At 52.1% G+C, this 20,410-nt stretch carries 16 protein-coding genes; 5 read left to right on the plus strand and 11 right to left on the minus strand.

Annotation, left to right across the window (positions count from 1 at the left end; genetic code table 11):
- Positions 1-3: 3 nt before the first annotated feature.
- The gene (locus MHH82_RS02955; RefSeq protein ID WP_277747726.1) at positions 4-1,323 is read right to left on the minus strand and encodes an ABC transporter substrate-binding protein; all 1,320 of its coding nucleotides are present in this window, start codon (positions 1,321-1,323) and stop codon (positions 4-6) included.
- A gap of 353 nt (positions 1,324-1,676) precedes the next feature.
- On the opposite strand from MHH82_RS02955, the gene MHH82_RS02960 reads away from it, so the two are divergent.
- Together MHH82_RS02960 and MHH82_RS02965 are read left to right on the plus strand one after the other, a co-directional pair.
- A complete protein-coding gene (locus tag MHH82_RS02960) occupies positions 1,677-2,708 on the plus strand; it encodes a LacI family DNA-binding transcriptional regulator (RefSeq protein ID WP_012818779.1) in 1,032 nt (343 codons plus the stop codon).
- 42 nt (positions 2,709-2,750) lie between these two features.
- Positions 2,751-4,478 (plus strand): phospho-sugar mutase, encoded by a 1,728-nt coding sequence (locus tag MHH82_RS02965; RefSeq protein WP_145040009.1) that lies wholly within the window; start codon positions 2,751-2,753, stop codon positions 4,476-4,478.
- Between the two features lie 158 nt (positions 4,479-4,636).
- Here the strand turns inward: MHH82_RS02965 and MHH82_RS02970 are convergent, their stop codons facing one another.
- Positions 4,637-7,099, minus strand: a complete 2,463-nt coding sequence (locus MHH82_RS02970; protein ID WP_340963126.1) for a UvrD-helicase domain-containing protein — start codon at positions 7,097-7,099, stop codon at positions 4,637-4,639.
- 242 nt (positions 7,100-7,341) lie between these two features.
- Between MHH82_RS02970 and MHH82_RS02975 the strand changes: the two genes are divergently transcribed.
- A complete protein-coding gene (locus MHH82_RS02975) occupies positions 7,342-7,536 on the plus strand; it encodes a hypothetical protein (RefSeq protein ID WP_012818782.1) in 195 nt (64 codons plus the stop codon).
- A 207-nt stretch (positions 7,537-7,743) separates the two neighbouring features.
- On the opposite strand, the gene MHH82_RS02980 is transcribed toward MHH82_RS02975, so the two are convergent.
- The 8 genes from MHH82_RS02980 to MHH82_RS03015 form a co-directional block, all read right to left on the minus strand.
- Positions 7,744-8,991, minus strand: a complete 1,248-nt coding sequence (locus tag MHH82_RS02980; RefSeq protein ID WP_340963129.1) for an anti-sigma factor — start codon at positions 8,989-8,991, stop codon at positions 7,744-7,746.
- Positions 8,988-9,488, minus strand: a complete 501-nt coding sequence (locus tag MHH82_RS02985) for a sigma-70 family RNA polymerase sigma factor (RefSeq protein WP_251500847.1) — start codon at positions 9,486-9,488, stop codon at positions 8,988-8,990. The genes MHH82_RS02980 and MHH82_RS02985 overlap by 4 nt, the downstream gene beginning before the upstream one ends.
- 202 nt (positions 9,489-9,690) lie before the next feature.
- Positions 9,691-10,452 (minus strand): stalk domain-containing protein, encoded by a 762-nt coding sequence (locus MHH82_RS02990; protein ID WP_251500850.1) that lies wholly within the window; start codon positions 10,450-10,452, stop codon positions 9,691-9,693.
- A gap of 55 nt (positions 10,453-10,507) precedes the next feature.
- Positions 10,508-11,134 carry a hypothetical protein gene (locus tag MHH82_RS02995; protein WP_340963134.1) on the minus strand — a complete coding sequence of 209 codons (627 nt, stop codon included), beginning with the start codon at positions 11,132-11,134 and terminating at the stop codon, positions 10,508-10,510.
- 167 nt (positions 11,135-11,301) lie between these two features.
- A complete protein-coding gene (locus tag MHH82_RS03000; RefSeq protein ID WP_145039995.1) occupies positions 11,302-12,429 on the minus strand; it encodes an ArnT family glycosyltransferase in 1,128 nt (375 codons plus the stop codon).
- A 151-nt stretch (positions 12,430-12,580) separates the two neighbouring features.
- Positions 12,581-12,811 carry a hypothetical protein gene (locus MHH82_RS03005; RefSeq protein ID WP_009594140.1) on the minus strand — a complete coding sequence of 77 codons (231 nt, stop codon included), beginning with the start codon at positions 12,809-12,811 and terminating at the stop codon, positions 12,581-12,583.
- Between the two features lie 99 nt (positions 12,812-12,910).
- Positions 12,911-14,767 (minus strand): bifunctional diguanylate cyclase/phosphohydrolase, encoded by a 1,857-nt coding sequence (locus MHH82_RS03010; RefSeq protein ID WP_340963140.1) that lies wholly within the window; start codon positions 14,765-14,767, stop codon positions 12,911-12,913.
- 264 nt (positions 14,768-15,031) lie between these two features.
- Positions 15,032-15,652: a DUF5317 domain-containing protein gene (locus MHH82_RS03015; protein WP_012818791.1), complete on the minus strand. Its 621-nt coding sequence runs from the start codon at positions 15,650-15,652 to the stop codon at positions 15,032-15,034.
- A gap of 297 nt (positions 15,653-15,949) precedes the next feature.
- Between MHH82_RS03015 and MHH82_RS03020 the strand changes: the two genes are divergently transcribed.
- Positions 15,950-16,153 carry a cation transporter gene (locus MHH82_RS03020; protein WP_009594149.1) on the plus strand — a complete coding sequence of 68 codons (204 nt, stop codon included), beginning with the start codon at positions 15,950-15,952 and terminating at the stop codon, positions 16,151-16,153.
- A 186-nt stretch (positions 16,154-16,339) separates the two neighbouring features.
- The gene (gene nfsA, locus MHH82_RS03025) at positions 16,340-17,080 is read left to right on the plus strand and encodes an oxygen-insensitive NADPH nitroreductase (protein WP_012818792.1); all 741 of its coding nucleotides are present in this window, start codon (positions 16,340-16,342) and stop codon (positions 17,078-17,080) included.
- Positions 17,081-18,065: 985 nt separating this feature from the next.
- Here the strand turns inward: nfsA and MHH82_RS03030 are convergent.
- Positions 18,066-20,384, minus strand: coding sequence for an AraC family transcriptional regulator (locus MHH82_RS03030; protein ID WP_145039991.1), 2,319 nt, complete (start codon positions 20,382-20,384; stop codon positions 18,066-18,068).
- Between the last annotated feature and the right edge of the window lie 26 nt (positions 20,385-20,410).

The raw sequence follows: 20,410 nt of genomic DNA on the forward strand, positions 1-20,410 counted from the left end.
TGATTAAAGTTCACCTTCAATCGCTTTCTTCATGTTATTCCAACCGGTTTGCGGATCGATCTCCCCGCGGATGACCTTATTAAATGCTTCTTGTCCGATCAAGGTTTGAAGCTCATTGAACTTCGGATTATCCATGGCTGGAACGCCTTTGGACACCGCTTCCGCATAAGGAGCCAGTTCCGGTTTCTCGGCGAGGATCTGCTTGAAGCCTTCCACTTCGTTCAGATCATCGCGTGCCGGAGGCAGGTTGGTTTGCTTGAACCATTTCACGTCATTTTCGTCGTTGGAATAAACCCATTTCAGAAATTCAGCGGCGGCTTGCTGCGATGCTTCGGGAGCGGCGGAGAAGATAACCAGACCTTTTGCATCCGCGTAGGTTTTTGCATCTGCCGGATCCATATGATCCGGTACCGGAGGCAGGGTCAGGGTGAAGTTTTCTCCATATTTAAGTTCAGGATACTTCGTTGCCCACATATCGAATGTCCAAGGACCGATATCGGTGAATACCCCCGCACCGGTTTCGAAAGGATCGGTTGCATTCTGCGCCAATACACCGCCAGCTTTACGAAGGTCATCAACGAAAGTCAGCATTTCCACGCCAGCTTTATCATCCGCAACAAGGCTTTGGCCTTCGATAAATTTGTTGCCGTCGGAAGCTGCGTTGTAGAGCAAGAAGAAATCGAACCAGCGTTTCCAGGCCGTAGGGTCTGCAAGGTCGGCGCCTTTAGCCCACATATATTTATCCGGATATTTCGCTTTCAGCTTCGTTGTGGCTTCCAGAACTTCACTGTACGTTTGAGGAGGCTCATTATATCCGATCTCTTTCAGGAAATCCGTTCGCCATCCGATCAGCATCGGGTTAGAGTAGATCGGCAATACATATTGGTGGCCGTCCGCGAATTCCCAAGGAGCGATCGTTTCGGTCATGTTACGGGACTCGACCATTTCCTTAAATTGCGGCAGTTCATCAAGAGCTACAAGCGCTTTACTGTTGGACAGCTGTGCGGCGAATCCACGGTTGATATTCTCCGCGACCGTCGGTGCATTCCCTCCTGCGATGGCAGCCTGAATACTTGCCTCAGAGCTTGGTGATTCTTTAATTGCACTAACGTTAACTTTTACGTCCGGATTCACGGTTTCGTACTCTTTGGCCATCTCTTGCCAAAATGCTTGCTGCGGCGGGTTCGGTGCCGCCCAGAATTCGACGGTGGTAACGCCGTCTGCACTTTGACCGCCGTTGCTGCCGCCGTTACCACAAGCAGCGAGTACCGTTCCACCTACCAATGAGATTGCTAGAAGCAAAGAAATTCTTGATTTTTTCATATTGACCCTTCCTCCTAAATGCAATAGGTCTTCCAATAAAGGAAGTTGACATTGCTAATTTTGTAACGTTACAAAAATATAATTACAAATTACTGAAAGCGTTATATTCACATTATTGTTCATTACACATAGGTTTGTCAACGCTTTAACCCCCAAAATACGACAAACAATTAATTCCTGTGAGGTAAATCACATAAATATAGTGCTTTACATAATTATTTTGTAACGTTAAAATAATGTTTGTAATGTTCGAGCGTGAGCTTTCAAATCTCTGATTGTTTTCGGTATAGTATGATGAGAATCCATTCGTCCTATACAACTATTCTTACTATAAAGAGAAAGGAACGTTATCCTTGACCAAGCCAAAAGTTACGATGCAGGATATCGCAGACTACTTGCAAATCTCCAAGAATTCGGTTTCGCAAGCATTATCAGGTAAAGGCGGTGTCAGCGAGGAGACGCGCAAGCTCATCATGCAAACGGCTGATGAGCTCGGCTACGTCTATACCGGAAATCGCAAACGATCCTCGGATCAAGAGGACGAGGAAGAATCTACAGGCAGTATTGCTCTAGTAGCAACGGATTTTGCCTTCTCTATGCGGGGCTTTTTCGGGGAAATCTACCTTACTATAGAAAATGAAGTGCAGAAGAGAGGGAAGAAGCTGCTGATCCAATCCATTTCCCAGCAGATGATGAAGGATCAGACGCTGCCCCCTTTTATCGAGGGAAGGGAAGTCGACGGGATCTTGATCCTTTCGCATCTTAGTACCGAATATATGAACACCTTGATCGATACCGGTATTCCTACCGTGCTCATCGATCATCACCATCCGGATGTGCAAGCCGATGCCATTCTTACGAACAACCGGTTCAGCGCCTATCATGTCGTTAAGTATCTCTATGAGCTGGGACATGCACGCATTGGCTTTGTTGGCAATACGTCCTTCTCCCCAAGCTATTATGAACGTCTGGAAGGTTTCAAGCTTGCCCATCATGAACTCGGCATGGAGCTGCACCCGAAATGGATTCTTAGCGATGCGCTGGAAGATCAGGAATTTATGGAGAAGCGGCTGCAGGGGCTGGACGAACAGCCGACTGCCTGGTTCTGCGTGAATGACGGTCTCGGGTTTATCGTGAATTCGACCATTTATAATATGGGCTATTCGATTCCGGGCGATATTTCCATTGTCAGCTTTGATAACGGACAGCTTTCCAGATTGGCTACGCCCAAGACAACCACCATGGGAGTGGACCTGAGACTATTCGGTCAAACGGCGATCCGGCAACTGTTTTGGCGGATGAAGCAGCCGGATGCGCCGCATATGGAGCTGCTGCTGCCGACAACACTCATTGAACGTGATTCCACATCGGCCCCGCGCAATTAACATAATGAATCGATGATTTCGGGATGGAGGCTTATTTACAACATGACCATTCAAGCACAAGAACAAGCTGTACAGGCATATGAACGATGGCTGAACAGCCGGGTGATTGACGAAGCGTCCAAGGATGAGCTTCGCGCTATTGCACATAACGAGAGCGAAATCGCAGACCGTTTCTATAAGGAACTGGAATTCGGAACCGGCGGACTGCGGGGAGTGATCGGTGCGGGCAGCAACCGGATCAATATCTATACCGTGGGGAAAGCAACCCAAGGGCTTGCTGCTGTGTTAAAACAGGAGTACGAATCGCCATCGGCGGCGATTGCGTACGATTCCAGGCAATTCTCTCCCGAACTTGCGCTTGAAGCGGCACTTGTGCTCGCAGGGAATGGCGTTAAGGCTTATGTATTTGAAACTCTTCGTCCGACGCCCGAATTGTCGTATGCCGTGCGGCATCTGAACGCAGAGGCGGGAATCGTGATTACCGCAAGCCATAATCCGCCGGAATATAACGGATATAAGGTGTACGGTTCGGATGGGGGACAGATTACGCCCGATACGGCAGCCAGAGTGATTAAGGAGATCGGGCATGTCGCTTCCTTTGAAGAAATCCGTAAGCTGGACCGGGCAGAGGCGGAAGGGAGCGGCCTGCTCGTATGGCTCGGCCAAGAGATCGATGATGCTTATACCCTCGCCGTTGCAGGCGTAAGCCAAAATCACGGAATCATACCTGAAGCCAGCAGCAATTACCGAATCGTATTTACGCCGCTGCATGGAACCGGTAACGTTCCTGTACGTGCGGTACTGAAGCATCTAGGTTTTCAGCATGTGGATGTCGTGCCGGAACAAGAACAACCGGATGCCAATTTCTCAACCGTGCAATCGCCTAACCCCGAAGAACATGCCGCATTTGAGATTGCCATCGCCCAAGCCAAGGCGAGCGCGGCTGACCTCATTCTCGGAACCGACCCGGATGCGGACCGCATGGGGGCCGTCATTCAGGATGATCAAGGACAGTATTTCATCCTTAGCGGCAACCAGTCCGGTGCCATCATGGTGCACTACTTGCTGGAATCCATGAAGAACAAAGGTACTCTTCCGGAGAACGGCGCGATCATCAAGACGATTGTGACCAGCGATATGGGAGCTGCCATTGCGGATGCATACGGTATGACCGTGTTCAACACGCTGACCGGGTTTAAATACATCGGGGAGAAAATGACGCAGTTCGAGAAGACCGGAGCGTTTGAATTTATTTTTGGTTATGAGGAAAGTTACGGTTATCTTGCCGGCAGCTATGCCCGTGATAAGGACGCTGTCGTTGCAGCCATGCTCATAGCCGAGGCGGGTGCTTACTATAAAACGCAAGGTAAGACTTTATATGAAGTGCTCCAAGAGTTGTACCGAACCTATGGCTATTTTGCCGAGAAGCTGGAGACGAGAACGCTTAAGGGCATTCAAGGCGTACAGCTGATTGCAGGCATCATGAGCGCTTGGCGTGAAGCGGCACCAAGCGAAGCGGCGGGGATTGAACTCAGCGAAACCGAGGATTTCAGCCTGGGACTATATGGTCTGCCACAAGAGAATGTGCTGAAATTCCATCTTGCCGACGGCAGCTGGTTCTGCCTTCGTCCGTCCGGCACGGAGCCGAAGATCAAGTTGTATTTTGCTGTTCAGGGCAGCACGTATGAAGAGGCGCAGGCTAAGATCGCTGCGCTTACGCAAGATGTAATGGCTCGAATTGATGCTTATATCGAACAGCACCAGAAATAGAAAAAAAGGACTGAACCCGATCGTTCGCTTCGGAACGGAAGGGTTCAGTCTTTTTTGGATATCGGCCAGCCTTTGGAAGGCAGGCCGATATTGTATGGCGTAAGAATGGCAAAAGCTGCGATAATCGTTTGAATTCATGATTCCAGAAACCGCTCTCGCTAGCGCCTGTGATGCACCGGAACTTCTTTACGACCCTGTTTCATGGGTGCCTGGCATAATGGACAGGCCTTGCTCTCCCGATCCCTCGTCTTAGCAGGGATACGTGCGTTGACTCGCTGCCAGCCCTTGCAATTAGGGCTGGTGCACAGCCATACGTCGACGATCTCTGTCGCAGCGGGAGCAGCCGGAGACTGCGGCTCGGGAGCAGAACTCGACCCTGAACCTGAACCGAAACGTTGGCTCCTCTGGTTAGCGGCGCTCCCGATTCCTCGCCCGGCAGAGGAGGAAAGCGATGAATGCTTGGCCGAGGTTTCTATGCGGATCGTACGTTTGGCCGTAAAGGCTGTGCGGGTCGTTGACCCTCCGCCCTTGTTCGGTATGCTGTTGCCCTGTTTGCTCTGTTCATCCGTGAGGAACACGTCCCGGAAGAAGCGGGAAACCTCCGCTTTCCGTCCGCGATAAAAGCCCGGGGAACTGATCACCAGTTCATCCCGTGCTCTGGTGATGGCAACATAAGCCAATCTGCGTTCCTCTTCCAGCGCATCCAAGGCCTTATCCTCTTTATCCGACAGCGGGCGCTGATCGTCCCTGCGCTCGGCGTCCAAAGCGGACGTATGCGGCAGAATGCCCTCGCTCGCTCCGATCAGGCACACCGAGGGGAATTCCAGCCCCTTGGATTTATGGATGGTCATTAAGCGGACGGCATCGGCATGCTCATCCCGTTTCATGGCTGCCATTTCCTTATGGATAATGATCAGCCGGTCGACAAATCCGACGAATTCAGCGATATCGCCAAAGCGCTTGGCGGAAGCCTCCAGTTCATCCAGCCCCTCTTGAATGAATTCCTTATGGAGGGTGATCTCCTGCCGCTCGTCGGCCTCCAGGAATTTATCGTAGAATTGCCGCCTCATTTCCTGCACGGCCTGAAGGGGCTCCATCGCCTTCAGGCCCTTGATGAGTTTGGAGCGTTCCCTTATATTCTCGATCTGGAAATCCTTCAGCCCGGGGAAGGAAAGAAGGTGCGAAAGAGGCCCTTTCTTGGGCCGCGGAGCATCCTGCTGCCGGATGAAAGCCATGCCCTTGTCGCGGTTGATGTACAGCGCATGAAGCATGCCCTCCATCGCCGTGAAATTGCGCCGGTCCAGCGACAGCCGCAGATGATCCATGAGCGGCTTGACGATCCACTGCTCGTAGAACAGATCCCCGTTCTCATAATGAATGAACGGAATTTCCCGCATCACGAGCTGCTCGAAGATCGCCCGGCTGTTGTTTGCGGTGCGATAGAGAATGGCATGGTCGCGGTACTGCTTCCCGTGCTCCCGGACCTGCTCGGTGATATGGGTCAGCAGCAGCTCCGCTTCTTGATCGGGATCACCGGGTCGAAGGTAGAGCGGCACGCTGCTGCTCTTGCGGGTCGACCGCAGCTGCTTGGGGCGCCGCCGTTCATTGACGCGGATAATTTCGTTCCCCAGCCCGACGATCGAGGAGAGGGAGCGGTAATTGATATCGAGCGTCACGACCTTGGCCCCGGGAAACGTCTGGTCGAATTCCAGGATGAATTCGTTGCGCGCCCCGTTGAAGCCATATATGGTCTGGTCATCGTCACCCACAACCATTAAATTGCGGTGCGGGGCGACGATTTTTTTGAGCAGCTCATAAGGCAGCAGTCCCGTATCCTGAAACTCGTCGACCATGACATAACGGTACCGGCTCTGAAGGGAGGCGAGCAGTCCGGAATCATGGGACAGCAGACGATAGGACAAGACCAGAATGTCGTCGAAATCCATCTGGCCATGCTCTTCCTTCCATGCTTCATACCGGGCAAAAATCTGCCGCTGTTCAACCTCGGCAGGCGTTTTGACAGGCAGCTCGTCAAGTCCGGTCATACTCATCCGGTGGGCGGACCACAGCGATAGCAGCGTCTCGGCTTCGTAGCTATCCTGCAAGCCCATTTCCCGCAGGATGCGCTTCATGATAAATTGCTGATGCCTGGCGTTGCTCAGGATTTCCTGCTTGTAGCCGCGGGTTCGCAGCAAGTACAGGAAGAAGGAATGGAAGGTTCTTGCCGTTACCTTGGCGGTTTCGCTGGACCTCAAGCCGGGAAGCGCCATGATGCGCTCCTTCATCTCGGCCGCCGCCTTGGAGGAGAAGGTGACAAGCAGGATGGAAGACGGATCGACGCTCTTGGCGGCAATAAGGTAGCCTGTCCGGCTGACCAGTACGGAGGTCTTGCCGGAGCCTGCGCCGGCAAGCGTAAGCAGCGGTCCTTGCGTGTGTCGTACGGCCTGGATCTGGGCGCGGTTCAGCAGCAGTCCCTGGGACTCCAAGCCGCGAAAAAAAGCCGCATCCGGCGCGTCATCGCGGATCAGGTCCCGGCTGTTCTCGAAAGAAGCCAGCTTCGCAAACGGAATATCCTGACGCTCACCGCCGTACGGGCGTTTATAAAAGGGTATGGATGTCATGAAATTCACCAATCATTTCGTATTTCGTTTATCGTCTTACCAGTTTAACGGATTCTCGGAAGTCTGGCAAAGTGCAGGATATGGGTAAGCGTATGGGCGAAGCTCTTATGATTCATGGCATGAATCATCGTTCATGAGAGTTATGAGCATAAGCTTCACTCCCAACTTGATAGAGGGAGAAGGTGTTATATTAAGTAGGAATGTTCAAGAGTATCCATAATCCATGTAGGAGGAGGGATGTCATGCTGGTTGTTATTGCTTTGCTGCAGCTCATCATGATCGGCATTTTGCTGAACATCAACAGCAAGCTGAAACCGCGCGATTATATTGCTGACGCGATGGAGAGGGACCGCCGAATCCGGGAGGAGCGGGAGAAGAAGCAGCAAATGGAGTTATGGTCCCACGAGGCAAGCGCGGGCAGCAGGGATCATTCATGACCTGAATCTTTTATATGACTAACGAAAAATCCCGGACTTGCCATGAAGGAAGAAGTCCGGGATTTTTTGCTGCCCTATGTCATGTTGCATATCGTGCGCATCGATCCCTGTACGCACGGAGCGTGGCCGGGGCATGCTTGGAGGGCCGTCGGCCCTCATTTCATGTTCGTCAGCCAGTTGCAGTATATGGCACTCGCCATAAGGCCATCACTCGATCCAATTCCACAGCCGCACTTCCCCGACCCGCAGATCGTGGACCCAGGATACCTCGCGCAAGGTCAGCAGCTCTTTGACAGGGCCGGTAATGACGGCGCCATAGAGGCGAACGCCGTTCTGTTCCACGTAAGCTACGGAAGCGTCCACGTCAATGAAGGGAGCCACCCGCTCGGCAATCAGGTCATACTCCTGCAGAAGCCGCAGCGATTTGATGAAGTGCTCATTCCGCAGCTCCCCGTCCCCGTAGGCGTCTACAGAAGGGTAATGTCCGCCGCTAAATGTGGTTTTGCTAAACCATCCCGTTTTTTGCTCCTGATAAGAGGTCACTGTCAAATCGTCATGATGCCAGACGGGATAAGAAGGAAAGCCGACAGGATGGGAGATTACGCCGTCCCCGCCGCCGAATCGGTTATCCGGCCCGGTATCGACGGCAAACCAGACGGCCTCCATATTCCGGTCTTCGAATTGTTTCAGCAGCTCGTCGGTCGTGAAGAAACGGTTAAACGATACATAAGCCTCGGCCACGGTGCCTTCGGGAAGCTTTTCAAGCCTGGACCAATCGCCGCTCTTTGCAGAGGAGGTGCTAGCGTTCTGTTCATTTGACTGTTCGTTGGGTTCTTCTTGATTCGCGGAAGAAGTCTCCGCAGAGCTATCCGGCCGGTAGAAAATCTGCGATGAACCCGAGCTGCCATTATGCCAATCCACATCGACGGACGGCAGCCCGAACAGGAAGTTGACGGTGTATTCGCCGACGGTCACGCGTTCGCTCCCTACCTGTTTGTCTATATCTCCGTACACTTCCTGCCGGAAGAAGGCTCTGACCTGGCTATTTAAACGTACGTCGATATTAGGCTTCGAGATCGAGATGGCGGAAGCGATGGCATCCCGATATTTATCGTTGCGGCTGGGATCGCCGACTCCGTAAAACAGCGCCGTAATGATCGAGCTGATGACGAATATCGCCAGAAACGCCGATATCACCGTCAACGTATTGGAGATTCGGGCCCGCCATTTGCCCCGGCGAACGATTCGCTTTTCTTTCTTGGGCGATAGGCCGGTCTGACCGTCAGCGGCATGAGGGGGGCCGGCATCGCTCGAACGCTCGTTATCCATCATCTCGTTCACGTAAGCCTGGTATTCCTCCAGCTTCTCCATTTCCCGTTCGATTTCGTTTTTTTCCTCGTCGCTCAGGTTGCCATCCGCATAGTCCTTCAGCCGCTGCCTGAATTCTTCGCTCATAAATTCCCGTCCTTTCGTTTCATGTCCCGCAGCCGCTGCCTGGCCCGAAATAACGTGATCTTGATATGGGATAAGGTGATGCCCATAATATCCGCCGCCTCCTGGTAGGTGAATTGATGAAAATCGACCAGGAGCACCGCTTGCCGCTGCTTCTCCGGAATATCGGCCAGCATCCGTCCGATTTCTCTGTGGACTTCTTGCTGGAGCAGGATGTTCTCGGGCGTATTCCGGTCTATCATCTGATCGAAAAATTCTGCGTCCCGGACGATGCTGCGGCTCGCCTTGCGCCGATAGTCCACGTAAGCGTTATGGGCAACCCGAAACAGCCATGGCTTGATTCGTTCTTCCTTCCAATCCTCGAGATACAAATATGCCCGGTAAAAGGTTTCCTGCACCAGGTCCTCGGCTGTATGGTGATCGTAAGAGAGGGAGTACAAGTAACGATACACGTCTTTCACGTAATATTGATAAATCGATTCCAGACTGTTCAGTTTCATGTCCTCCCCTCTATGTAACACACGTATAACCAGGGCATAAAGTTACAGTTAGGCTGTGAAAAAATGACACGGGGCTTTAACCCGTAAATCGCAAAAGCAAAAGCCCGCCAAGTGAGCGGGCTTCCGATAGCATATGAAGTGCTGAAAGAGAAGGAGGCTGCCGTAAACGGTGGGGCTCACGCGCCTCTGCAGCATTCGGACATCACTTGCTGTTCTTGTTGATGTAGGCCGTAAGCAATTTATACTGCTTGCTGTCTTTTTCGGCATAGTCCAGCGCCGTCTTTCCGGAAGCGTCTTGAAGGGAGGCATCTGCCTTGTGCTGGTTCAGCAGCTTGTCGATGTAGAAGTCATTCTTGTGGATGACCGCCAGATGAAGCGGCGTCTGACCTTCGAAATTCGGCAGGTTGTAATCAAGCTCGCCGGCTTGGCCGTCCATCTGTACAAACGGGGCGTAAAGGGAAGAATCGCCGTCTAGAATCAAATAATGCAGCAGCCCGTTGCCGGTGGTTTCATCTTGCGAATACAGCCTCGCTTCACCGGCAGCGATAACGATATAAATCTTTTGCATATTCAATTCGCCGTTGACTTCGATCAGCTTGCCGAGGTTTTTCACCAAATGACGCTCGTGGGCAGGCGCTCCTTCGGACTTGGAAGGCGCAGTCGGGCCGACCGGGATCGCCTCTCCATTCGAGGATTGGGGAATAATTCCGATTCCCTCGGGACCGACAGAGCCAACCCGATATCCAAGCGCTTCCGAGAAGTCCCGCACGGGGACATACAGCTTGTTCTGTATGACTACCGGAGAATCCGACAGCCGCGCTTCCGATCCGTTGACCACAATTTTGGATTGGGATGGGAATGCCTTCAGATAAACGGCGGCACCAACGGCCGTACCGGCTGTCAGTGCCACGCCGACGATCGCGCCGAGTGCAAAAGCAGGAACAGAAGAGAAGCGTTTTTTCATAATATCCTCCCATGGTCGCATATGGACTTTTACACCATTATATACCAATGCGGCGTTATCTCCATTGAATATCCGGATCCAATACGACGATTCTCTGCTCGTCCACAGCCCTTTTCAGCAGATATTCCTTCAGCTGCGTGGTACTGGTTATGACGTCGGGTTGGTTTGTCTTCATTTCCGTCGTCAGTTTATTCATGAATCGTTCGATCGATAGCATGTCCCGATATTCCGGCGGGGAGTAATCTTCCCAGTATTGATCTTCGCTGACGCCCATTGCATCCAGCATGCGCAAGTGCTGCTCTTGCACTTGTCGCGGCTGGCTCTCGAGCGTTTCCCGAAGCTGCCTTGCCCTCTGAGCCCCATCCTCCAGGCTTGCCGCAACGCCCTCTTCGTCAGCCAGCTGAAGCATCAATTCCTTTGCTGCCATTTCTCTAAGGAGCGTGGAGTCATCAGGTAGGGGGGTGTCGCTCTTTGTGAGATTGTCCTTGTAGGCGGTTAAATGTGTACGCGTGATGTAGGTGGCGCCGACTTGAATCAGCGCCTGACCGTCCAGGCTGTCGTTCATGCGGTGCTTCCCGCCTGAGCGATCGGAAGCATCGGTAAAGTACAGGATGGTGCTTATCGTCAGGACGCTTGCTATGGCGGTGCTAAGGATGGCGATGAATTTACGGTTTAATTTCATGCAGTCATTCCTCCTGGCATGAATGTATGGAAGCTTCGTACTAATATAGACGTTTTATCAATCTGAAAGGTTCTACAAAAATATGAAAAAAAGGCCTGAAAGCACAACATCAAAGTGCTTTCAGGCGCAGGCGGCCACCGTGATCGGACCGGCTTCGGGAGCGATGCTTATTTGCGAAGCAGGCGAGTTCTATGCGCGTAAATGATCGCTTTGTCCGCGAGAAATGCCGCGTAGAGCAGCAGGAAGACCGCATAGGGAAATCCGGTGCCGTCCAGGCTCGGAACGAGCCATTCGGCGGCAATGAAATACAGCAGCGTCAGCAGCACCGGCAGCTGCCGCTTCAGACGGTATTTCCAGACGGACCAGATGATGCCGGCGACCCCGGCAAACAGCATGACCAGACGGACTGCATCCAATGCGGATTGCACGATTTTTCTTGCTTCCTCGTTTCCGATGGCAGCCGCATATTTGGAGGTGCGGCCCGCAAATATGCTTCGGAACAGATGAACCAACGGATTGCCCTCGATGTATCTGGATTCCAGCCACAGCGCGGCGAGATTCCACGGACCGGACATATACCTCAATTTATTGAACAGCGGGATGTTCAGCCACCATGGAGACAAGATGAGCAGGTATCCCGCGCTAATGAGAAGGATCCCCCCGGTTACGATCTTGACCGGACTGCGGTATTTGATCCAGAAGGCAATGAACAATACAGGATACAGCAGCGCCTGGAGATTGTAGCAGGCCATAAGCGCCGTAAGCGCGCCGGCAGCCGCGTACCATCCCGCCTGCTTCAATTCAAGCGCTCCGATGACGGCGCAGACAAGAAGAAGCATCAAAGTCTGCATGGTCGTATCCGGCAGGATCAGGCGGACGGCGCCATAAGCCGGCCAGAATAGCGCATAGATCATGCAAGAGAGAAAAGCGATCCGCGTATTGAACATGTAGCGGGAAAGCACAAACACCAAGTAGACGGAAAATGCATGAAAGAAGCATTGGAGCAGCTGATAGCCGATCAGGGCAGCTTCCATGCTTCCGAATATGGCGGTAAGTCCGGCAATCATAAGCGGCACACCGGGCATGACGCTGGTGGCATGCTCTTCCAGGTCTCCACCGGGGTGGCTGATCATGGCCGCACTTTGGATATACCGTTCTTCGATCACGCTGCTGATGCTGGGGGAACGTTCATGAAGACCGGTCAGCACCAGCAAACATGACATCACCAGAACCGCTGCTATCAGTACCAACAGCATCCTTCGCTGCACACGGTTTAAAGTCCATATGGAAAACAAAGGGTCCACTCCACTCTTTATATAATCTCTAGGGTTTAGATCAGAATACATACCCTTCTATATTAAAGAAAAAACGGGGAAATAAAAAGGCTCCGCCAAAACGGAGCCCATAAGTTCAAGTTACGCTGCAGTGATAAGGCCAGTCCCATTTTTAAAAGCCGCTGTGATACTTATCGTCGCTGGATGAACGCTTCTTCGACGTGCCGTCCCGCTGCTTTTCTTCCTGGCGCTCCAGCCTGGCGTCTTCCATCGGAATCGGGTCCACATGCTGCTCGCTCTCAAATTTGTCGAACAGGCTTTCTTGTTCCGTCGGATATTGTTCAGGGTGATCCATGTTGCCGGGACCATTGTGAAGCGGAAGATCCTTTTTCTTGTCAGCCACCGATCTCACCTCATTTAACGTTGTGATACTACCTTTATACCTTATTTGAGGAAGTATCAAACATCCCAAGAGATGAGAAAGGCAGAGGGGAGGTGGTCTTTAAGAGATCTCCAGGCCGGCTGCAGGCTGCTGCTGCGCTTCGGCTTTGAGCCTTAAATAACGGATAAACAGCTCAACGAGCTCCGGATCGAACTGCGTGCCCGAGCAGCGGAGCAGCTCTTCAATCCCTTCCTCGAAGGTTTTCGTTTTCTGGTAAGGGCGTTCGGTCGTCATCGCGTCGAAGGAATCGATAATGGTCAGCATCCGGCACAGCTTGGGGATTTGGCTGCCCCTGAAGCCGTGAGGATAGCCGCCGCCGTCATACCGTTCATGATGAAGTTCGATGTAAGGAACCAGTTCCTTGAACTTTTCGTTCGTTTCCGCGATGCGCTTGCCCCAGCTGACATGCCGTTTGACGGTTTCCCATTCGCCGGCTGTCAGCTTGTCCCGTTTATTCAAGATTCCCCAAGGAATCTCCAGCTTGCCGATATCGTGAATGAGTGCCCCGAGCACAAAATTGCGGCGCTCCACGCTGTCAAGCCCAAGCACTTCGCTGATGTCCATGGCGTAGCGGAAGACCCGTTTGGAGTGCTTGAACGTATCCACGTCTTTATACAGGAACAGCTTCAGCTGCTGCTCGATGTCGCGGACGTCCTCCGCAAAGTCGATCTCGGATTCCTTTTCGGCGCCACTTCCATATACATGCACGTTGTTTTTGCCCTGTTTCTTGGCATAATACAGCGCTTGGTCGGCAAGCTCGACAAGCTGCGACTTGTCATGAATATCGATCCGGTACGAGGCAACGCCGGCAGAGAAGGAGAGACAGCCGGACGGAAAAATCTCGACGCCGTCGAAATAGGTATCGTTCAGCTTTTTGCGGAGCCTGTTAATGAAGGAACGTGCCTTATGGTCATCATAACCCGGCATCAGGATCGTGAATTCCTCGCCGCCGAAGCGGGAGGCCACCACCTCGGCCGTTTCGGATTCCACCTTGAGGTAATTGCCGAGAAATCCGAGCAGCATGTCGCCTTTCAGGTGTCCGAATTGATCATTGTATTTTTTGAAATCATCGATATCGATCATGGCCAGCGACAACGGCGTTTCATTGGTTTTGGCCTTCTTGATTTCGTCTTCCAGCAAATTTTCGAAATAGCTGTGATTGTATAATCCGGTTCGTTGATCCTTGATGGCTTTTTCTTGTACCTGTTTATACATCGTGAAGAGCTGCTTGAAGGAATAGGACAGCATCACGCTGAGACCTATAAACAGGGTCAACCCGAAAACGCCGTTATGTACGATGAGTATGGAGAGAACCAGCGATAGAATGAGCGTGCTGAGGTAAACAAGCAGTGTATCTTTCATGAAGGTTTTCAAAATATCATATAACGATCCCTTGTACAACAGGTAATAGTAGAAGCCGACAAGAAATACGTTGATAACAAAATAAACAACCAATGCTGCAACATACGCACCAAATTGATCATTGTGAATAGGACCTGCTTGTCCGCCCGCCATTTTGAAAATGAAGGAGGATCCCACGATCATCACGGTATACACGGAGAAATTAACAAAATGCTTCCAGAAGGGGATTTTTCTGTCGTAAAGCGCCATGGCAAGGGAGACGAACAGGATGACGGACAGCGCAAACGGTGCTCCATAGATAAAGATGCATGCCAGGTAAACAGAGGAATCCATGGACTGTAAATTACCCTCTGGCGGCAGCTGGAAGGTGAAGTAGTTTAAGATGAGGGCGGCGCCTAACATCGCATAGACCCATACCCACTGGGAAGGAGTATAATGGAAGATTTCCCCTTGATGCACCAGCAGGAAGGTGGAACAGCCCAGAAGAGAAAGAAAAACAAAATACAGCTGTCCCGCAAAGCCTTGAGAGAACCTAGGACGCTTAAATATGGACATAAATGATTTCTCCTCAATAAAATCAATGGTGTATTCTCCACATTTTAAGGTATATTGCGATGCAAAACAACGAAAAAGATGTAAAAAAACAGGCTGAATTTTCCAGCCTGTTTCTTATGGAAGTCGATTATCCGAATCTGTAACCGGAAGTCAGAGCGACAACAACAGAAGCAACGATGATGGCATTCAATACGATGCGGGAATACTTGATTTTATCAGTTTTCTTCACAGTTCTCCCTCCTTTCCAGGTGGTATGATGTATGATCAATTTTGTGGTTCCACACGTTCATTGGTATCGGATTTCGGTCCTAATGTTTGCACGTTGGCGGTATTCTTCCCCACGGTCATCAGGTTGAAAATGTAGAGAAAGATGCCGACGTTCATGATGATATCTCCGATACTGATCACCTGTGTTCTTGGATACGGCGGGGATAACGGTATAATGTCACCCAGGAACGGAAGGCGGGTAGAAGCGTCCATCAGATAATGCTTGGTGATAACGGTGCTGTTGCTCAGCATGTCCACGTAATAAGGATCCAGAACGGAAGCGGCGCTCATCGATACGGGCATTCTGCCGCCGTTAACCGCCATGACGAGGAAATTGAGAAAGACGCCGGCCAAGATGCTGCCAAAGCCCTTCTGGTCCCGGTTCATCCAAAGGAAGATCATGCCGGCGACGTAGATGAACATAAACACGTAGCTGCTTGCGGATGCCAGCCAGTCGGAATTCGCTTGAAAACGGAATATGAGCAGCTGTACGATCAGGAGAATTGGGAAGATGAGGCCGCCTTTCAGGCGGATCTTGCTGAATTGCTGCAGTCCGTGACGGAAACCGCCGCGTATCAGTCCGACAATTAACCCTAGTATAATGCCGTCAAATACCATGATAGAGTTCCTACTTTCATAGTTCGTTATCTCTGTAATAAGATAGTTCGACAGCGAATTGGTAATTCCTGCAACAATAATCAAAATTTATGGAAAAATTTCGGAGGAGAGTAAAAAGCTTGTCCCATCCTGTATAAATCTTATGATTCATGTACATTATAACAGATTAAAAGGATAAATCTTCCTACTTTTTTCGTGTTTCTGTTGCAGAAAGGAGCAAATTCGCCAACTTTACATACCTACGGGGGGTATAGTAAAGTGATAATGTACGACATTTTACGATAGGAGGGCGACAGCATGAAACAAGTGACATTGACGGTGGAAGGCATGTCCTGCAATCATTGCGTAAACTCGGTGGAAGGCGCGCTGAAGAGTGCGGGAGCTTCTGGCAAAGTCGATCTTGCATCCAATACGGTGGCCGTCGAATACGACGAAACCAAAGTCAGCCTTGACGCATTGAAGGAAGCGATTGAAGAGCAGGGCTACGATATCGTGTCTTAACGACAGATTTCCTGCCATATTCCCTAGCCGCGAAGTTTGGCTGAAATAAGAGCCGGCTGCTGAAGGCGATCGACAGCATGCCGGCTTTTTTGCGCTGCGGTCGCAGGCAACCCAAGCTTGCACTGCCCAAGCCGAAGTTTCATAATAAATGGAGCGATTCTTAAGAGCCTAAGGAGTGGATACCCGATGAATGACACGATTTCACTGCTGATGAACCATCGATCGATTCGTAAATATTCGGATCGGCCCGTGTCCGAGGAACAGCTGAGGGCTGTCGTGGCAGCAGGCCAGATGGCATCGACCTCAAGCAACGTCCAGGCATACAGCGTGATTGCCGTGACCTCACCAGAGAAAAAGCAGCGGTTGGCCGCTTTGGCGGGCAATCAGGCGTATATCGTGGAATGCCCGGTATTTCTGGTATGGTGCGCGGACCTGTATCGTTTGAAAAAAAGCGCAGAGGCGCATGTGGCGGATCAAGAGACGTACGAAGATTCGACCGAGAATTTCATCGTGGCCACGGTGGATGCCGCTTTGGCTGCGCAGAATGCCGCGATCGCGGCGGAATCGCTCGGTCTTGGTATTGTGTATATCGGCGGAGTCCGCAACTCCATTGCGGAGTTCTCCGAGGCATTGGAGCTCCCGGATTTGGTTTATCCGGTATTCGGCATGTGCCTCGGCTACCCGGATCAGGAGCCGGGGCTGCGTCCCCGGCTTCCGGTGAAGGCTGTCCTGCACCGTGACAGCTATGATCCGGCGGCCCTGGAAGAAGTGAAGAGCTACGACCGAATCTCTTCCGATTATTTGTCCAAACGCACCCATGGCAAGAACAGCGCTCCTTGGTCGGAGCTTATGGCCAAACGACTGGCGGAGCCGGTCAGGCTGCACATGAAGGACTTCCTGAAGGGAAAGGGGTTTATGGGGCGTTAGACATGAGTAGAGAGAGGAGCGGGTACGTCGCTCTCGTAAATCAATAGAGAGGGCTGGTACCGCTGCTCTCGTGGGAATACTCCAAAGGCACGCTGTACATCGCGCCCGCTGCTCCCTGTGCGCATGGTGCGTGGTCCGGGGCATGCTTGTACGGTCCGGCTCTAGGAACTACGCTTGGTTGGGAAAGCCAAGCCTGGCTGGCGTGGGATCGGTGGCGTTGGCAACGCAGTGCTCTCTGTGCGCATGGTGCGTGGTCCGGGGCATGCTTGTACGGTCCGGCTATAGGAACTACGCTTGGTTGGGAAAGCCAAGCCTGGCTGCGTGGGATCGGTGGCGTTGGCGACGCAGTGCTCCGATAAGTTTGCCGTAGCTTCAGAAGCTGCAAGCCGGAACGAGTTACGGACGGCAGCAGCAGTATCTAGCGGACCTCAGATCCGGATAGCAGTATCGGACCTCAGATCCGTTATTTTCATTATGGGCTCGTGTTTACCGGATCTATCGGACACATGATCCGTTAAGTAGCGTATAATCCGAAAAATGAGAGCCTAATTCGGTGAATAGCGGACCTCATGTCCGCCAATATTCGAAAAATGGCGCTTTTGAACAAAATAAGGTCCGCTGAGTCCGCTAATGTGCAGCTATTTTGTACATCGTGCTCCCTGCTCCCTGTGCACACGATGCGTGGTTCGGGGCATGCTTGGATGGCTGGTCGGCGCTAAGCCTGAACGTAAGTCACAACACAGGAAGTGTGCAGCAATAGGGCGACGATTGAACGTAAGTCACAACACGCTAAGCGTGGCGCAATGTACAACGCCTGAGCGTCAATAACAAACAGGAAGCGTGCCGCAATGGACGACGCTTGAACGTAAGTCATAACACATAATAGGGGCTGTCCCAAAAGGTCATGAAGTACGGACCAAGGGACAGCCCCTTTTTCAGAGGGCTCCTTTTATACGAGATTAATTGATCAGGATGACATGCCGATTCATTTGCCGATTCCCTGCTGGCGGTATTGACCTGGGGTGATCCCTTCCAGCTTCTTGAACATGCGATTGAAGTAGGGAGGCTGATATCCTGCAGCCTCCGCGATTTCATGAATGCGAAGATCCGTGGTCAGCAGCAATTCTTTGCAGCGGTTCATGCGCACGGTCGTCAGATAGTCCATATAATTCGTGCCCGTCATCTGTTTAAACGCTTTGCTCAGTTGGGATACGCTGACGCCGGCCTCCATGGCCATGGCATCCAGGGACAAGTCCTGCATCCCGTTCTGCTCGATTTGCTCCAGCACGTTTTCGACCAGCGATTTCATGGAGCTGTTGAAGTTCTTCGTCTGCTGATCGAGATAGGGCTCTATGATTTCTTTCTGGAACCAGTCCACGCAGGCCTTCGGGTCGCGAAGCAGGGACAGCTGCTCCTGCAGGTTGGAGAAATCGTACACCTGGTAAGGATTTAAGCCGGCCTGCAGCATGGAGCGGTGAACGCTCGTGATTAAACGCATGAGCCCATGGTGGACATGCCACTCCGAGCCGCCCCCGGCTTGAAGCGCCGTGACGAAGCGGCTCAGGGATCGCAGCGCGTCCCCCTGCAGCCCGAGGTTCAGGGTGTGTATGAAATCCTGCTCCAATTCCAGCGGAAAGTCGATCCAGTCGTTTTTCTGGGACAGCACCGTGTCCGCTTCCAGCAGCTGACTGCCGGCATCGAAGGATCGGTAATGCAGCGCCCGCTTGGCCTGTTCCAGAATATGGGGAACATCGGTCCAGGTCGAGCTTGGCCCGCCCAGCACGATGGTTGCCGACATCCGCAGCGTATCGCGCAGGGCCCGCAGGATCTGATCACACAGCAGCCTCATCATGCGTGTCTGTTCGTCGGCTTTAGGAAAGGCCGGGACGATCAGGACGACGCCAAAGGAGCCGTCGAAGAAATTGATAGGGTGCATATAGGCGCTAACGTCCTCTGCCAGCTCTTGAATCACGTTCAAAGCGGCATAGGTGAGAAGATGCTGATCGTTCTCCGTTAGCGGCGTCCGATCCTCCCCGTGGGTATGCTGCTGGAGAACGATCGCCGAGAATTGTTTATTCGTGATGTCAAGCTCCATCTCTTGCAGCTTAAGCACGTACTCGGACTCCGTCAGGTGGGCGGCTTGCCCGCTCAAAAATTGATTGATATAAGCCTCCCTGATCGCGGGCAAGGATCGCTTCCATTGATTTTGAAGCGTGTCATGCGAGAACCGGTACTGCTTCCACTCGTGTTCAATATATTCGAGCTCGTTGTACCGCGATGTCTGTTTGGCCTGATCGCCGCCAATCATATGCAGCATTTTGCGAATAGGGCGATACATCCTCTTGGAGGCAAACCAGCTTGCGCCCAGGGATGCCGCAAGCGCAAAAGCAAAGCAGATCAGGATGATATGGGTATACGGCTTCGTCGGGGCGATGATCGTGGACTGCGGCGTGCCGGATACATAGGTCCAATTCCGCTGCATTTTTTCAAATTGAACGGTATTCACCAGCCACACATCCTGATCGACCGGAACCTTCATCCGCAGACGATTCGTGCGATTGGCATTCTCCGGAAGCTTCAGCTGTTCCTGGATTGCGCTCATCGCCTTCGGCATGCTGCGGCTCATGCCCGATTCCCCGATGACATGGCCTTGATCGTCGAGCAGGAACGATAGATTCTCGCTGTTGCGAATCACGTGCAGCTTCGACGGATCGATGTAGATGACGATCGCCCCGTAGGGCGTATGACCGTTGAAGGGAAGCCGCATGACGAGCGCGTGGGAAGATCTCCCCTTATTGAAAGGCCGCTCCAGGTCATGTACCCAGAACATGTCCGAATCTCCCTCCATGAGCCGGCCGAAGCCTAACGCATCCTGTTCCTGATCCAATGTCCGCAGCCCGAGATCGGGCTCCATGATTTTATTTTGCTGTTTGATGTAGAGATAGACCTGATCCACAAGGGGATCGGCATTTTCCACCAGGTTCAGCGTATTAAACAGCTCGTTCGTCTCCTCGATATTCGACACAAAGTCCATATCGGACAAGGAAGGCTTGAAATGGGGCTTCACCACCATATTGAGCGCATAGTGGACCAGCTGGGTGAACTGCTCGTCCACTTGCCTCGCCGCGTCCACCAGGGCTTCCTCGTTCCGCTGCTGATATTGGTTGATCATATGCTGGTTCCCCACGTATAGGTAAACGGCCGTAATGGCCGAGATGGGGAGGCATGTCATCAACACGGCGAGCGCGATGCTTCTCCAATACATAACACCTTTGAAACCGGATTCAGGATTCTGTTGGCTCATAACACTAACCCCCTGTTGGCATAGAC

The sequence above is a fragment of the Bacillus sp. FSL K6-6540 genome, assembly GCF_038007545.1.

Coding starts and splice junctions, on each gene's coding strand:
- MHH82_RS02955 (WP_277747726.1), bottom strand. CDS start 1,323: ATGAAAAAATCAAGAATTTCTTTGCTTCTAGCAATCTCATTGGTAGGT.
- MHH82_RS02965 (WP_145040009.1), top strand. CDS start 2,751: ATGACCATTCAAGCACAAGAACAAGCTGTACAGGCATATGAACGATGG.
- MHH82_RS02970 (WP_340963126.1), bottom strand. CDS start 7,099: ATGACATCCATACCCTTTTATAAACGCCCGTACGGCGGTGAGCGTCAG.
- MHH82_RS02975 (WP_012818782.1), top strand. CDS start 7,342: ATGCTGGTTGTTATTGCTTTGCTGCAGCTCATCATGATCGGCATTTTG.
- MHH82_RS02980 (WP_340963129.1), bottom strand. CDS start 8,991: ATGAGCGAAGAATTCAGGCAGCGGCTGAAGGACTATGCGGATGGCAAC.
- MHH82_RS02985 (WP_251500847.1), bottom strand. CDS start 9,488: ATGAAACTGAACAGTCTGGAATCGATTTATCAATATTACGTGAAAGAC.
- MHH82_RS02990 (WP_251500850.1), bottom strand. CDS start 10,452: ATGAAAAAACGCTTCTCTTCTGTTCCTGCTTTTGCACTCGGCGCGATC.
- MHH82_RS02995 (WP_340963134.1), bottom strand. CDS start 11,134: ATGAAATTAAACCGTAAATTCATCGCCATCCTTAGCACCGCCATAGCA.
- MHH82_RS03010 (WP_340963140.1), bottom strand. CDS start 14,767: ATGTCCATATTTAAGCGTCCTAGGTTCTCTCAAGGCTTTGCGGGACAG.
- MHH82_RS03015 (WP_012818791.1), bottom strand. CDS start 15,652: ATGGTATTTGACGGCATTATACTAGGGTTAATTGTCGGACTGATACGC.
- MHH82_RS03020 (WP_009594149.1), top strand. CDS start 15,950: ATGAAACAAGTGACATTGACGGTGGAAGGCATGTCCTGCAATCATTGC.
- nfsA (WP_012818792.1), top strand. CDS start 16,340: ATGAATGACACGATTTCACTGCTGATGAACCATCGATCGATTCGTAAA.
- MHH82_RS03030 (WP_145039991.1), bottom strand. CDS start 20,384: ATGAGCCAACAGAATCCTGAATCCGGTTTCAAAGGTGTTATGTATTGG.